The sequence below is a fragment of the Ramlibacter albus genome (assembly GCF_014297445.1).
Lineage (GTDB): Bacteria > Pseudomonadota > Gammaproteobacteria > Burkholderiales > Burkholderiaceae_C > Ramlibacter > Ramlibacter albus.
Map to the genome: position 1 here is coordinate 46285 of NZ_JACORU010000006.1, position 14614 is coordinate 60898.

At 68.9% G+C, this 14614-nt stretch carries 15 protein-coding genes; 9 read left to right on the top strand and 6 right to left on the bottom strand.

The window, feature by feature from the left end:
* Positions 1 to 414 carry a hypothetical protein gene (locus H8R02_RS16700; protein WP_187082591.1) on the top strand — a complete coding sequence of 138 codons (414 nt, stop codon included), beginning with the start codon at positions 1 to 3 and terminating at the stop codon, positions 412 to 414.
* Here the strand turns inward: H8R02_RS16700 and H8R02_RS16705 are convergent.
* A complete protein-coding gene (locus tag H8R02_RS16705) occupies positions 386 to 1621 on the bottom strand; it encodes an MFS transporter (RefSeq protein WP_187082592.1) in 1236 nt (411 codons plus the stop codon). The genes H8R02_RS16700 and H8R02_RS16705 overlap by 29 nt on opposite strands.
* Before the next feature lie 73 nt (positions 1622 to 1694).
* Here H8R02_RS16705 and H8R02_RS16710 point away from each other — a divergent pair, with 73 nt between their 5' ends.
* The 3 genes from H8R02_RS16710 to H8R02_RS30825 all read left to right on the top strand — a co-directional run bounded on the left by H8R02_RS16710 (position 1695) and on the right by H8R02_RS30825 (position 4261).
* Positions 1695 to 2495: an AraC family transcriptional regulator gene (locus tag H8R02_RS16710; protein ID WP_187082593.1), complete on the top strand. Its 801-nt coding sequence runs from the start codon at positions 1695 to 1697 to the stop codon at positions 2493 to 2495.
* A 61-nt stretch (positions 2496 to 2556) separates the two neighbouring features.
* Positions 2557 to 3213, top strand: a complete 657-nt coding sequence (locus H8R02_RS16715) for a peroxiredoxin (protein WP_187082594.1) — start codon at positions 2557 to 2559, stop codon at positions 3211 to 3213.
* A gap of 19 nt (positions 3214 to 3232) precedes the next feature.
* A complete protein-coding gene (locus tag H8R02_RS30825; protein WP_187082595.1) occupies positions 3233 to 4261 on the top strand; it encodes an MBL fold metallo-hydrolase in 1029 nt (342 codons plus the stop codon).
* On the opposite strand, the gene H8R02_RS16725 is transcribed toward H8R02_RS30825, so the two are convergent.
* From H8R02_RS16725 to hutC, 5 genes are read right to left on the bottom strand one after another with little or no spacing between them, the layout of a single operon-like run.
* Positions 4258 to 5607: a formimidoylglutamate deiminase gene (locus H8R02_RS16725; protein WP_187082596.1), complete on the bottom strand. Its 1350-nt coding sequence runs from the start codon at positions 5605 to 5607 to the stop codon at positions 4258 to 4260. The genes H8R02_RS30825 and H8R02_RS16725 overlap by 4 nt on opposite strands.
* Positions 5597 to 6394, bottom strand: coding sequence for an N-formylglutamate deformylase (gene hutG, locus H8R02_RS16730; RefSeq protein WP_187082597.1), 798 nt, complete (start codon positions 6392 to 6394; stop codon positions 5597 to 5599). Before hutG ends, H8R02_RS16725 begins: the two co-directional genes overlap by 11 nt.
* Positions 6391 to 7590 (bottom strand): imidazolonepropionase, encoded by a 1200-nt coding sequence (hutI, locus tag H8R02_RS16735; RefSeq protein WP_187082598.1) that lies wholly within the window; start codon positions 7588 to 7590, stop codon positions 6391 to 6393. The genes hutG and hutI overlap by 4 nt, the downstream gene beginning before the upstream one ends.
* Positions 7587 to 8045 carry a HutD/Ves family protein gene (locus tag H8R02_RS16740; RefSeq protein ID WP_187082599.1) on the bottom strand — a complete coding sequence of 153 codons (459 nt, stop codon included), beginning with the start codon at positions 8043 to 8045 and terminating at the stop codon, positions 7587 to 7589. Before H8R02_RS16740 ends, hutI begins: the two co-directional genes overlap by 4 nt.
* Positions 8042 to 8749: a histidine utilization transcriptional repressor HutC gene (gene hutC / locus H8R02_RS16745; RefSeq protein WP_187082600.1), complete on the bottom strand. Its 708-nt coding sequence runs from the start codon at positions 8747 to 8749 to the stop codon at positions 8042 to 8044. Before hutC ends, H8R02_RS16740 begins: the two co-directional genes overlap by 4 nt.
* A gap of 76 nt (positions 8750 to 8825) precedes the next feature.
* Between hutC and hutU the strand changes: the two genes are divergently transcribed.
* The 5 genes from hutU to H8R02_RS16770 are packed head-to-tail and all read left to right on the top strand — an operon-like array spanning position 8826 to position 14614.
* Positions 8826 to 10526, top strand: coding sequence for a urocanate hydratase (gene hutU, locus H8R02_RS16750; protein ID WP_354004935.1), 1701 nt, complete (start codon positions 8826 to 8828; stop codon positions 10524 to 10526).
* Positions 10526 to 12073, top strand: coding sequence for a histidine ammonia-lyase (gene hutH / locus H8R02_RS16755; protein ID WP_187082602.1), 1548 nt, complete (start codon positions 10526 to 10528; stop codon positions 12071 to 12073). Before hutU ends, hutH begins: the two co-directional genes overlap by 1 nt.
* 38 nt (positions 12074 to 12111) lie before the next feature.
* Positions 12112 to 13056 (top strand): ABC transporter substrate-binding protein, encoded by a 945-nt coding sequence (locus tag H8R02_RS16760; protein WP_187082603.1) that lies wholly within the window; start codon positions 12112 to 12114, stop codon positions 13054 to 13056.
* Positions 13053 to 13829 carry an ABC transporter permease gene (locus H8R02_RS16765; protein WP_187082604.1) on the top strand — a complete coding sequence of 259 codons (777 nt, stop codon included), beginning with the start codon at positions 13053 to 13055 and terminating at the stop codon, positions 13827 to 13829. The genes H8R02_RS16760 and H8R02_RS16765 overlap by 4 nt, the downstream gene beginning before the upstream one ends.
* Complete coding sequence (locus H8R02_RS16770; protein WP_435531278.1) at positions 13826 to 14614, top strand: ABC transporter ATP-binding protein; 789 nt, start codon at positions 13826 to 13828, stop codon at positions 14612 to 14614. Before H8R02_RS16765 ends, H8R02_RS16770 begins: the two co-directional genes overlap by 4 nt.

Below are 14614 nucleotides of genomic sequence, written 5' to 3' on the forward strand. Positions count from 1 at the left end.
ATGGCGGCGCGCGCGCTCAAGGCCGGCCTCGCGTATTTTGCGATCGTGTTCGCGGCGGGCTTTGCGTTCGGCGTGCTGCGCATCCCCTTCTTCGTGCCGGTGCTGGGCACGCGCGTGGCCGAGCTGCTGGAGTTGCCGCTGATGTTCGTGGTGATCCTGCTGGCCGCGCAGTTCGTCGTGGCGCGCTTCGCGCTGGGCGCTGGCGCGCCGCGCGTTGCATGCGGGGTGATCGCGCTGCTGGTGCTCGTCGGCGCGGAGGTGGCGGTGATCGCGGCGCGGGGGCAGCCCGTGGCGAACTACATCGCCACGCGCGACCCCGTGTCAGGCAGCGTCTACCTCGTGATGCTGGCGGTGTTCGCGGCGATGCCCGCGCTCATCGACAAGCTCAGGCCGCCGCGAGCGCCGTCCGCCTGACCTTGCGCACGTTGAACGCGCTGGCGATCAGCACGCCCTGGAAGATCACGAGGCCCAGCCACACGCCCTGGTAGTTGTGGTGGTCCATCAGCTGGCCGAACACCAGCGGCGCCACGGCCTGCCCGATGTCCAGCCCCGAATACACGACGCCATAGACACGGCCGCTCGCGTTCTCCGGGGTGGATTTCTTGACCAGCAGGTCGCGCGACGGCCCCGCGATGCCGCTCGCAAAACCCATGAAGCCGAACATCACCGGCACGAGCCAGCCCGGCACCGGCGCGAAGCCGACGGCCAGCGCGAACAGTGCCGCGAGCCCGAAGCCCGCGCCCACCACTCGCTCGCAGCGTGCCGGGTCCGACGCGAGGAAGCCACCTGCGACCGCGCCACCCGCGCTGCAGACCATGTACACCGACAGGCACGCCGCGGCCATCGCCACCGGCACCTGGTGCAGCTGCCGCGCGGCCTCCGGCGCGAAAGCCTGGATCACACTCAGCACGACGGCGTAGAAGAAGAAGAACGCGAAGCACATCCACACCGCCGGGATGCGCAGGAAGGCCAGCGTGTGCTCCTGCGGGCCGCTGGCGGCCTTCTGCGCGGTGGCATGGCCCGGCAGCGCGAGCGACTTCGCGTTGAGCAGCATCACCGCGAGCACGACGACCGCGAAACCGCCCGCTGCAGCCAGCGCCGCGCGCCAGCCGTACGCGATCGCCACCGGCACCACGAGGGCAGGCGCGAGCGCCCAGCCCAGGCTGCCGGTGATGCCGTGGAAGCTGTACGCATGCCCGAGCCGCTTCGCGCTCACCTTGCGGTTGATCAGCGTGTAGTCGACCGGGTGGAACACGCCGTTGCCCAGGCCCGCCACGACGGCGAAGAACAGGAACGCGTAGTAGCTGTTGCTGGTCGCGTAGCCGAACGCAGCGGTCGCGAGCAGCGCGAGCCCGCCGAACAGCACGGGCCGCGGGCCGTACTTGTCCACGAGGAAGCCGGACGCCGTCTGCACGCAGCACGAGACGACGAAGAACACCGTCATCAGGAAACCCAGCTCGGTGTAGCTGGCGTTGAGCGCATCCTTCAGCCACGGGAAGAGCGGCGCCAGCAACAGCTGGCAGAAGTGGCTGACGAGGTGGGCCAGTCCGATGAGGCCGATCAGGCCGGCGTCCTGGCGCAAGGGGGCCACGGGCATCGTGGCGGCGGTCGTGCTGCTCATCCCCCGCATGCTAGGGGGCCGAGCGCTTTGCGGGAATGCGATGAAAAGACACTTATCTGCGAGAATCCGCCAAATGCGCCGCCCTGCCCCGCTCAAGCCCTTGCCGCTCGGCGATGTGGACCCCTACCGCCCGGACACCGCCCGGCCGGTGCGCGTGCGCTCGCGCGCCATGCCGGCCGACACGCACTTCGAGCCGCACCAGCACGCCTGGGCTCAGCTGGCCTATTGCGCCAGCGGCGTCGTGCAGGTGAGCGACGAGCGCTCCACGTACATCGTGCCGCCGTCGCGCGCGGTGTGGATCGCGCCCGGGGCGCTGCATTCCGTGCACGTGCTCGAGGATGCGGAGTTCCGCACGCTCTACATGGATGCGTCGGTCACGCCCGAGGGCTGGGCCAGCGCCCGCGTGATCCGGGTCTCGCCGCTGCTGCGCGAGCTCGTCCATTCGCTGGACGACGCGATGCCCGGCTCGCCGCGCGAAGCGATGCTCACTGCGCTCGTGCTCGATGAGCTGAAAGCGGCGAGCACGCAGGCCCTGGGCGTGCCGCTGCCCGATGCACAGGGTGGCGACAAGCGGCTGCGCACCGTGTGCGAGGGCGTGCTGCGCTCGCCGGGCGAGCGCGCGACGCTGGCCGAGTGGGCCTCGCACGCGGGCGCCAGCGAACGCACGCTCGCGCGGCTGTTCCGCGACGAGCTCGGCATGACGTACCCGCAGTGGCGACAGCAGGCGGTGCTGGCGCACGCCCTGCCCTTGCTGGCACGCGGCATGCCGGTGAGCCAGGTCGCGGCGGCATGTGCTTATTCCAGCGACAGTGCGTTCACGGCGATGTTCAAGTCGGCCATGGGCCAGCCGCCCAGCGAATTCCGCACGCGTTGACTGGGGATCGTGGGGCGAGCATGATTGTTCGTTCACCAGAACCCACGGAGGACCCGTTCCCATGTCACTGCGAATCAACGACACCGCCCCCGACTTCACCGCGCAGACCACGCACGGCCCCATCAACTTCCACGAGTGGATCGGCGACAGCTGGGCCATCCTGTTCTCGCACCCGAAGGACTTCACGCCGGTGTGCACCACCGAGCTGGGCTACATGGCCCGTATCGAGCCCGAGTTCAAGAAACGCGGCGCCAAATTGATCGGCCTCTCCGTCGACCCGGTGGAGAGCCACAGCAAGTGGCTGGGCGACATCGAGGAGACGCAGGGCGCGAAAGTGAACTACCCCATCATCGCGGACGGCGACCTCAAGGTCTCCAAGCTGTACAACATGCTGCCCGCGGAGGACGTCACGACCGATGGCCGCACGGCGGCAACGAACCAGACGGTGCGCTCGGTCTTCATCGTCGGCCCCGACAAGAAGATCAAGCTGATGCTCACGTACCCCATGACGACGGGGCGCAACTTCGACGAGATCCTGCGCGTGCTCGACTCGATGCAGATGACCGCCAAGTACCGCGTGGCGACGCCGGCCAACTGGAAGCCGGGCGACGACGTGATCATCGCGGGCTCGGTGTCCGACGAAGAGGCCAAGAAGCTCTTCCCGCAAGGCTGGACGGCGGTGAAGCCCTACCTGCGCGTCACCAAGTCACCGCAGTGACTTTCCGAGTTCGACCGCAGTGATCTTCGAGCAGGTTTCGACCGGAGGCTGCCAGTCCTACCTGGTGGGCTGCGGCGAGACCTGCGCCGCGGCCGTCATCGACCCCGAGACGAGCCAGGTGGACCGCTACCTGGCCCTCGCGGCGCGTGACGGCCTGCGCATCCGCTACGTGATCGACACGCACACGCATGCGGACCATTTCTCCGCCACGCGCCTGATTGCCGAGCGCACCGACGCGCGCGTGGTGATGCACCGTTCCACCGGTGCTCGCGACGTGGACATGCGCGTGGACGACGGCGACATGGTGGTGGTGGGCAAGCTGCGCCTGCAAGTGCTCGCCACGCCGGGGCACACGAAGGATTCGATGTGCCTCGTGGCCGAGGACCGCGTGTTCACCGGCGACACGCTTCTGATCGGCGGCACCGGGCGCACGGACCTGCCGACGGGCGACTCGGGCCAGCTGTACGACAGCCTGTTCGGCAAGCTGCTGAAGCTGGACCCGAAGCTGCTGGTGTATCCGGCTCACGACTACAAGGGCCGCACGCACTCGACCATCGGCGACGAGATCGCGAGCAACCCGCGCCTGGCGAAGACCGAGCGCGCGGCGTTCATCGACATGATGAACAACCTCAACCTGGGCATGCCCACGCACATCACCGAGGCGCTGCGCACCAATCTCTCGGGCGGCAAGACGGTGGCGCAGATGCTGGCCGAAGCGGCGGCGCTGGTGCCGTTCATTTCGATGGGGCAGCTTCGGACTCGCGTCGAAGCCGGAGAAAAGGACCTCGTGGTGCTCGATGTCCGTGAGCGGGAGCAGTACGCCGAGGGGCACATCGCGGGTGCGCAGTTGCTGCCGCGCGGGCAGCTGGAATTGCGTGTGAACCAGGAGTTGCCGGACCCGACGAAGCGGATCGTGACGGTGTGCGAGCTGGGGCGCATCTCGACGCTGGCCGCGGCGACGTTGCGTCAGATGGGCTTCCAGCGCGCGGTGGCGCTGGATGGCGGGATGAAGGCGTGGCGGGAGGCGGGTTTCCCCGTCGAATCCTAGGCCCACAGGGCCTGCATGGCCTCGCCGAACGCTTCGCGCAATTCGGGCTGCTTCACCTCTTCGCCGGCAACGTAAACCCGCGAAAAGCGCGCGTCCGGGCTCGAGAACACGATCGCATCGAGCAGGTGATCCTCCGGCAATCCCACAAGCGCCGGCGACTCGGTATCCACGACCACGAAATCCGCACGCTGGCCCACCGCCAAACCCGCCAATGGAACACCCGCGGCGGCCGTGCCACCCTCGACCGCACCATCGAACAACGCAGCCGCCGTGCTCGTCGCCACCGCCGCATGCGCCGCCACGTTCCGCTGTCGCAGCACGAAGCGCTGCGAGTATTCGAGCAACCGCAACTCCTCCTGCCAGCTGCGCGTGACATGGCTGTCGGAGCCGATGGACCAGCGGCCGCTGGCGCCCATCCAGGCCGGCAGGTCGAACACGCCGTCGCCGAGGTTCCCTTCGGTGCTGGGGCACAGCACGATCGACGCGCCGGTACTTCGCAATGCGGCAAGTTCGTCGCGCGTCGTTTGCGTCGCATGCACGAGGTTCCAGCGCGCATCGGGCGTAGCGTGCGCGAGCAGCCATTCGACGGGGCGCTGGCCGTGCCGCTCCAGGCAATCGGCCACTTCCTGTTGCTGTTCGGCGATGTGGATGTGCACCGGGCCGGCCGCTGCGCGCGCGACATCGCCGACCGCGGCCTCGTCCACGGCGCGCAGCGAGTGCAGCGCGACGCCGGCGGTCACGCGGTCCGCGTCGTTGGACGCACGACGCACGGCTTCGCCGATGCGCAGAACCGATTCCGGCGTCGACGCGAAGCGGCGCTGGTCGTCGCGCAGCCCCTTCGCAGCGAAACCGGAGCGCATGTAGAGCGTCGGCAGCACGGTGATGCCGATACCCACGCGCTGCGCCGCGCGCACGAGCGCGTGCGACATCTCGGCTGCATCCGCATACGGCTTGCCATCGAGGTCGTTGTGCAGGTAGTGGAACTCGCACACGTGCGTGTAGCCGGCACGGAGCAGCTCTGCGTAGAGGTACGCCGCGATCGCCTCCACCTGCTGCGGCGAGATGCGCAGGGCCGCCGCATACATGCGGTCGCGCCAGTGCCAGAAGTTGTCGGCGGTGCCGCTGCTGCGTTCGGTGAGGCCCGCGATCGCACGCTGGAAGGCGTGGCTGTGGGCGTTCACGAGACCAGGGAGGATGGGGCCGGGCACGCGTTCAGCTTCGCTGGACGGCGCTCCCGGTTCGATGCGCGCCCAGCGCCCATCCGCGCCCACTTCGAGCAGGACGTCCTTCGCCCACGCGCCATTCACCCACGCAGCAGGCGCGAGGTAGCGGCGCTCACCGCCCATAGAGCGCCTTGCAGGCCGTGAGCGCGGCTTCGACCATCCCCCGCACGACCGGCTGGATTGCCTTGGCGCGCGACTCCATGTAGTCGTAAGGCGCCTCCTCGCGCATGTACGTCTTCTGCGTCATCTCCAGCTGCACCGCGTGCACTTGGTCCGAGGGCCGCCCGTAGTTGCGCGTGATGTAGCCGCCCTTGAAGCGGCCGTTCACGGCATGCGTCACGCCCGTCGCACTGCGGGCCACGTTCGCCACGGCTTCGGTGATCGACGGATGCGCGCTCGTGCCACCGGCGGTGCCGATGTTCAGGTCCGGCAGCACGCCCTCGAACAGCCACGGGATTTCCGAGCGGATGCTGTGCGCGTCCCACAGCAGCGCGAAGCCGTGCTGCGCCTTGATGCGCGCGAGCTCGCCCATCAGCGCATCGTGGTACGGCTGCCAGTATTTCGCGCGGCGGCGCTGCTTCTCCTCGGGGGTCAGCACCTCCTGCACGTAGAGCGGATCGCCCGTGAAGAAGCGCGTGGGACAAAGCTCGGTGTTGGAAGCGCCGGGGTACATCGGCGTGTCGTCCGGCGGGCGGTTCAGGTCGATCACGTAGCGCGACACGCCCGGCCGCAGCACGCTCGCGCCGAGCGCACCGGCGAAGTCGTAGAGGCGGTCGAGATGCCAGTCGGTGTCCTCGACGTCGAGCGCGCGCGGCGTGTAGTGCGCGTGCAGCTCGTCGGGGATGGCGGTGCCCATGTGGGGGATGCTCAGGAGCAGCGGCGAGGTGCCTTCGAGCAGCATGAAGCTCATGTCGGTTGTCCTGCGAATACGGTCTGGCGGCGCGGGTTGGCGCCGATGGCATAGGCGAGTTGCGCGGGGCGCTGCACGTCCCACAGCACGAAGTCGGCGCGCATGCCGGGTGCGAGCACGCCGCGGTCCTGCAGGCCGAGCGCACGCGCGGCGTTGCGCGTCGCACCGGCCAGCGCCTCCTCGGGCGTCAGGCGGAACAGCGTGCAGGCCATGTTGAGCATCAGCAGCAGGGACGTGCACGGCGAGCTGCCGGGGTTGCAGTCCGTCGAGACGGCCAGCGGCACACCGTGGCGGCGCAGCAGCTCGATGGGCGGCAGGCGCGTCTCGCGCAGGAAGTAGAACGCGCCGGGCAGAAGCACGGCGACCGAACCCGCGCGTGCCATGGCCTGCGCGCCCTCTTCGCCGAGCCACTCGAGGTGGTCGCAGCTGAGCGCGCCGAAGCGCGCGGCCAGCGCGGCACCGCCGCTGTCGCTCAGTTGTTCGGCGTGCAGCTTCACGGGCAGCCCGGCGGCGCGAGCCGCTTCGAAGACGCGCTCGGTCTGGGCCGTGCTGAAGGCGATGCGCTCGCAGAAAGCGTCCACCGCGTCGACGAGGCCGTCCTGCTGAAGCAGCGGCAACATGCGCAGCACTTCGTCGATGTAGTCGTCCGCGCGGCCGGCGAACTCCGGGGGCAGCGCGTGCGCGCCCAGGAATGTGGTGCGCACGTCCACGGGCGCGTGCTGCGCGAGCGACCGCGCCACGCGCAGGCACTTGCGTTCGTGCTCCAGCGCGAGGCCGTAGCCGGATTTCACTTCGATGGTGGTGACGCCTTCGGCAACGAGGTCGCGCAACCGGCCCAGCGAGGCATCCAGCAAAGTGGCTTCGTCGGCAGCGCGTGTCGCAGCCACCGTTGACGCGATGCCTCCGCCCGCTCGCGCGATCTCCTCGTACGTCGCGCCGTTGAGGCGCAGCTCGAATTCGTGCGCGCGATCGCCCCCGTAAACGAGGTGTGTGTGGCAGTCGATGAGCCCCGGTGTGATGAGGGCGCCCTGTGCGTCATGCACCGTGTCGCACGCCACCGGCACCGAAGCACGCGGGCCGACCCACGCGATGCGCGAACCCTCCACCACGATGGCCGCGTCGTCCACCAGGCCGTACGGCGCCTCACCCGGCACCATCGTCGCCGCCCTGCAGTTCACCCAGAGTTCACGGCTCATCGCCACGCCTCCGACACCTGCCAGATCAGCGCATGGGCGGCGAGGTCGTAGTGCGCCACCACGTGCTGCGAGCGCACGCGCAGGAAGCCCTCGTCCACGCGCTCGAGCGTGGCCACACCGGGCCGCGCCATCAGGTTGAAGTCGAGCGTGGGGCCGCCCAGCAGCGTCGCATGCACCCGCGCACCACCGTCGAAGCGCAGCGGCGGCGAGCCCCGGCGCACTTCATGCGCCACGCCGTCGATGTCCAGCCGCACGCCCTCGCCTTCGAGCACGGCGAACCAGCGCTCGATGCCGTCGAACTTCGAGAACGGTCCGTCCTGCGCCACGTCGGCGACCGAGATGCGCAATTGCCAGTCCGACGCATCCGGCCAGGCCAGCAGCTCGCGCGTCGTGCCGCCGCCATTGCGCCAGGGCACCGGCGCAACGTCCTTGAGGTGCACACGATAAGCGTTCATGCCTGGAACTGCCCCGCGAAGCTGTAGCGCGAACCGGGATAAACCAGGCGCGCGATGCTCGCCACGTTCGCGCCGCTGACGGTGCGCCGCATCATCACGAGGCACGGATCGGTCTTCGCGATCTCCAGCTGCTTCGCCTCTTCCGCGGTCGGCAGGCAAGCCTCGATGGAGTAGCTGGCCTCGGTGAGCGGCGCATGCTGCAGCAGGTGCAGCGTCGGCGACACCTGGGTGAAATCGCTGTCCAGGTAGTCCGGCGCCGCAGCGGGGTTCACGTAGCGGTCCTCGTACTGGATCGGCACCGAGTTCTCCAGGTGCACGAGCACCGTGTGGAAGACGCGCGCGCCCTTGCGCACACCCAGCGACGCCGCGAGCTCGGCACTGGCCTGCTCCTGCGCGACCTTCAGCACGCGCGTGGTGTGCACGTGGCCGCGCTCGGCCACCTCCTCGTGGATGTCGCGGATGACGAGCTTGGACGAGATGCGGTGCAGCTCGGCCACGCGCGTGCCCGAGCCCTGCACGCGGGTGACGAGCCCCTCGTTCGCCAGCTCGCGCAGCGACCGGTTGGCGGTCATCCGGCTCACGCCGAAGCGCTCCATCAGCGCCGACTCGCTGGGCACCACCATGCCCGGCTTCCACTCGCCGCTGGCGATGTGCTGCCGGATCCATTCCTTCACCTGCTCGTAAGCTGGCAAACCGTCTGTCATGGACGCGATATTAACCCGGGTTGACACAAGTTGTATAGACAACTACGATGCCACGGAATTCGAAGGAGCAGCCCCCGTGTCCGACCTTTCACAAACACCCCGCCTCTGCGGCCCGCGCCCGGTGCACGCCCCGCAAGGCACGCAGCTGAGCTGCGCCAACTGGGAGATCGAAGCGGCCTACCGCATGATCCAGAACAACCTGGACCCGGCCGTGGCCGAGAACCCCGATGCGCTCGTCGTCTATGGCGGCATCGGCAAGGCGGCGCGCAACTGGCCCGCGTTCGACGCGATTCTCGCCACGCTGCGCAAGCTGCAGCCCGACGAGTCGCTGCTCATCCAGTCCGGCAAGCCGGTCGGCGTGTTCCGCACGCATCCGGGCGCGCCGCGCGTGCTCATCGCCAACTCGAACCTCGTGCCCAAGTGGGCGACGTGGGAGCACTTCAACGAGCTCGACCAGCGCGGCCTGATGATGTACGGCCAGATGACGGCCGGCAGCTGGATCTACATCGGCACGCAGGGCATCGTGCAGGGTACCTACGAGACGTTCGCCGAGGCGGGCCGCCAGCACTACAACGGCGACCTCGCCGGCCGCTGGGTGCTCACGGCCGGGCTGGGCGGCATGGGCGGCGCGCAGCCGCTGGCCGCGTCGTTCGCGGGTGCGTGCTCGCTCAACATCGAGTGCCAGCAGTCGCGCATCGACTTCCGCCTGCGCACGAAATACCTCGACAAGCAGGCGAAGGACCTCGACGAAGCGCTGGCGCTCATCCAGCACCACACGTCGCGCAAGGAGGCCATCTCCATCGGCCTGTGCGGCAACGCGGCGGAGATCGTGCCGGAGCTGGTGCGCCGCGCCAAGGCGGGCGGGCCGAAGCCGGACATCGTGACCGACCAGACCTCGGCGCACGACATCATCAACGGCTACCTGCCCATCGGGTGGAACGTGGAGCAATGGCAGGCCGCGCAGAAGGACCCCTCGCAGCACGCCCGCCTGAAGCAGGCCGCCGGCGAATCGTGCGCGGCGCACGTGCGCGCGATGCTGGAGTTCCACGCGATGGGCGTCCCCACCGTCGACTACGGCAACAACTTGCGCCAGGTCGCGCAGGACTTCGGCGTGGCGAACGCGTTCGACTACCCCGGCTTCGTGCCGGCGTACATCCGGCCGCTCTTCTGCCGCGGCGTGGGGCCGTTCCGCTGGGTGGCGCTGTCCGGCGACCCGGAGGACATCCGCAAGACCGATGCGAAGATGAAGGAGCTGTTCCCGCACAACAAGCACCTGCACCGCTGGCTCGACATGGCCGGCGAGCGCATCAGCTTCCAGGGCCTGCCCGCGCGCATCTGCTGGATCGGGCTGGGCGAGCGGCACATCGCGGGGCTCGCGTTCAACGAGATGGTGGCCAGGGGCGAGCTGAAGGCGCCGATCGTGATCGGGCGCGACCACCTCGACAGCGGCTCTGTCGCTTCCCCTAACCGCGAGACCGAAGCGATGAAGGACGGCAGCGACGCCGTCAGCGACTGGCCGCTGCTCAACGCGCTGCTCAACACCGCGAGCGGCGCGACCTGGGTCAGCTTCCACCATGGCGGCGGCGTCGGCATGGGCTACTCGCAGCATGCGGGCGTCGTCATGGTGTGCGATGGCTCGAAGGCGGCCGCCGAGAAGATCGAGCGCGTGTTGTGGAACGACCCGGCGACGGGTGTGATGCGACATGCCGACGCGGGCTACGACATCGCCGTGGAGTGCGCCCGCGAACATCAACTGAAACTGCCGATGGTCGGCTGATGGCGTTCAGGCTCGTCCCCGGGGAGATCACCATCGGCGCGCTGCGCAAGCTGTGCGCGCCGGAAGCCTTGGAAGTCGCCCTCGATCCCTCTTGCCGCGCGGCCGTCCGCGCCAGCGCCGCCCTCGTGCAGCGCAGCGCCGACGGCGACGCGCCGATATACGGCGTCAACACCGGCTTCGGCAAGCTCGCCACCCAGCGCATCGCGAAAGCGGACCTCGCGCTGCTGCAGCTCAAGCTGCTGCGCTCGCATGCCGTCGGGGTGGGCGAGCCGCTGCCCGAGCGCGTGGTGCGGCTCATCCTGCTGCTCAAGGCTGCAAGCCTCGCGCGCGGCTACTCCGGCGTGCGCGAGGAGGTGGTCGACGGCCTGCTCGCGCTTCACAACAAGGGCGTGATCCCCGTCATCCCTTGCCAGGGTTCGGTGGGCGCATCGGGCGACCTTGCTCCGCTGGCCCACCTGTCGCTGCCCCTGATCGGTGAAGGCGAAGCCTGCTACCAGGGCCAGCGCATGCCGGCCTCGCACGCGCTCGAACGCGCGGGCCTGCGGCCGCTGCAGCTCGGCGCGAAGGAAGGCCTCGCCCTCATCAACGGCACGCAGGTCTCCACCGCGCTCGCCATCGACGCCCTGCTCGCGGCCGACCGCCTCTTCGAATCCGCCGTGATCGCCGGCAGCCTGACGCTCGACGCCGCCAAGGGCAGCGACGCGCCCTTCGACCCGCGCATCCACGCCGTGCGGGGCCAGCTCGGGCAGATCGACTGCGCCGCGGCCTACCGCGCCATCATGGTGGGCAGCGAGATCCGCCGCTCGCACCTGGAGAACGACGACCGCGTGCAGGACCCCTACTGCCTGCGCTGCCAGCCGCAGGTGATGGGCGCCTGCCTCGACCAGATGCGCTACGCGGCGCAGGTGCTGGTGCGCGAAGCCAACGCCGTGACCGACAACCCGCTGGTGTTCGCCAAGGAGGGCGACATGCTGTCCGGCGGCAACTTCCACGCAGAGCCGGTGGCGCTGGCCGCCGACGCGCTCGCCGTCGCGATCGCCGAAATCGGCGCGATCTCCGAGCGCCGCGTCGCGATGCTGATCGACAGCGTGATCTCGCGCCTGCCGCCGTTCCTCACGTCCGACCCCGGCCTGAACTCCGGCTTCATGATCGTGCATGTCACGGCCGCGGCCCTCGCCTCGGAGAACAAGTCGCTCGCCCACCCTGCCAGTGTCGATAGCCTGCCGACCTCCGCCAACCAGGAAGACCACGTGAGCATGGCCACGTTCGCGGCACGCCGCCTTCAGGCCATGCTGCAGAACACCGCGCACATCGTCGCCATCGAGCTGCTCGCCGCGGCGCAGGGCATCGAGTTCCTGCGGCCGCTCACCAGCTCCCCCGCGCTCGAAGGTGTGATGCGCCTCGTGCGCAGCGTTTCGCCCGCGATGAACAGCGACCGCAGCCTCGCGCGCGACATCGAGGCCGTGCACCACCTGGTGGCGGCCGGCGACATCGGCCATGCGACGGAAGCCGTCATTCCGGAATTGCACGCCTTGCGGCTGGCATGACAACTGCATAGATTGAGACACCCACACAGGAGAACCCCATGAGGAAGCTGTTCGCACTGGCCTTGATCGCATCCGCCGCCGCGGGTGCGCAGGCGCAGGAAACCAAGGTCGCCATCGGCATCTCCGGCTGGACCGGCTTCGCGCCGCTCACGCTGGCCAAGGAAGCCGGCATCTTCAAGAAGCACGGCCTCGACGTGACGATCAAGAAGATCCCGCAGAAGGACCGCCACCTGGCCATCGCCTCGGGCGACATCCAGTGCGCCGCCACCACGGTGGAAACCTGGGTGGTGTGGAACGCCAACGGCGTCGCCACCACGCAGATCTTCCAGCTGGACAAGAGCTTCGGCGCGGACGGCATGGTGGTGAAGCCCTCGGTGGCGAAGATCACCGACCTCAAGGGCAAGACGGTCGCCGCCGATGCGCCCGGCACCGCCGGCTACTTCGGCCTGGCCTGGATCCTCAAGAAGAACGGCCTGTCGGTGAAGGACGTGAAGGTGGTCAACATGGGCCCGCAGCCCGCCGCCAACGCCATGATCGCCGGCAACAACGACATCGACGCCGCGATGACGTACGAGCCCTACCTCTCGGCCGTGCGCGCCAAGCCCGAGGCCGGCAAGATCATCGCCACCACGCTGGACTACCCGATGGTGATGGACACCTTCGGCTGCACGCCCAAGTTCCTGTCCGAGAACCCCAAGGCGGCGAAGGCGCTGGCTGACGCGTACTTCGACGCGGTCGACATGATCAAGAAGGAGCCGAAGAAGAGCTTCGAGATCATGGGCGCCGACGTCAAGCAGACGGCCGAAGCCTTCGAAGCCAGCCAGAAATACCTGCGCTGGCAGGACCGCGAGGCCAACCAGAAGTTCTTCGCGGGTGAGCACGCGCAGTTCAGCAAGGAAGCCGCGGACCTGCTGATGGAGATCGGGATCATCAAGCAGTTGCCCGACATGTCGAAGCTGGCCGACACCCGATTCCTCAAGTGAAGCCCCTGCAGCCCGTCACCCCCGCCGCGCGCACCGCGCTCGGCGTGGCCTTCTTCGCCGTGTTCGTGCTGGCCTGGGCGGCCGCCACGCTCGGCGGGTTCGTCTCGAAGACCTTCCTCGCCGACCCGCTGACGATGGTGCGCTCCGGCTGGGACCTGCTCGCCAACCAGGGCTTCGCCAAGGACATCGGCATGACGGTGTGGCGCGTGGTCGGCGGCTTCCTCATCGCCGCCGCCATCGCCGTGCCGCTGGGCGTGCTGATGGGCGCGTACAAGTCGGTCGAGGCGTTCTTCGAGCCCTTCGTGAGCTTCGCGCGCTACCTGCCCGCCTCCGCGTTCATCCCGCTGCTGATCCTGTGGGCGGGTATCGGCGAGGCGCAGAAGCTGGCGGTGATCTTCATCGGCTCGTTCTTCCAGCTGGTGCTGATGATCGCGGTGAGCGTGGGCAACACGCGGCGCGACCTCGTGGAAGCCGCGTACACGCTCGGCGCGCAGGACAAGGGCATCGTCACGCGCGTGCTGCTGCCTTCCAGCGCGCCGGAGATCGCCGAGACGCTGCGCATGGTGCTGGGCTGGGCCTGGACCTACGTGATCGTCGCCGAGCTGATCGGCGCGTCCAGCGGCATCGGCCACATGATCACGGACAGCCAGGCACTGCTGGCCACCGACCAGATCATCTTCGGGATCATCGTCATCGGGCTGATCGGGCTCGTCACCGATTTCGCGTTCAAGGCGCTCAACCAGAAACTCTTCCCGTGGGCGCAACTGAAATGAAGCGCGACCTCCTGGACATCCTCTCCGTCGCGGGGGTCTCCAAGACTTTCCCCGGCGGCACCGTGGCCCTGCAGGCGACCGACCTCGCCGTGCAGGAGAACGACTTCATCACCATCCTCGGCCCTTCGGGCTGCGGCAAGAGCACGCTGCTGCGCATGGTGGCGGGCCTGGACACGCCCACCACCGGCCACATCGAGCTGGATGGCCGCGGGGTAGCGGGCCCGGGCGCCGACCGCGGCATGGTCTTCCAGAGCTACACGCTGTTCCCGTGGCTCACGGTGCGCCAGAACGTGTGCTTCGGCCTGCGCGAAAAGGGCATGCCGCAGGCGCAGCAGGACGAGATCGCGCAGCGCTTCATCGCGCAGGTGGGCCTCAAGGGCTTCGAGAACCACTTCCCCAAGCAGCTCTCCGGCGGCATGCAGCAGCGCACGGCGCTGGCCCGCGCGCTGGCCAACAACCCGCGCATCCTGCTGATGGACGAGCCCTTCGGCGCGCTGGACCACCAGACGCGCGAGTTGATGCAGGAGCTGCTGCTCGGCATCTGGGAGCAGGAGCGCAAGACGGTGCTGTTCGTGACGCACGACATCGACGAAGCGATCTTCATGGGCAACCGCGTGGTGGTGATGTCCGCGCGCCCCGGGCGCATCAAGTGCGACCTGCCGGTGCCGCTGCCGCACCCGCGCCACTACTCGATGAAGACGACGGCGCCGTTCGCCGAGCTGAAGGCGCGCCTGACCGAGGAGATCCGCATCGAGGTCCAGCGCGCGGCGGGGCTGCCGCTGTAG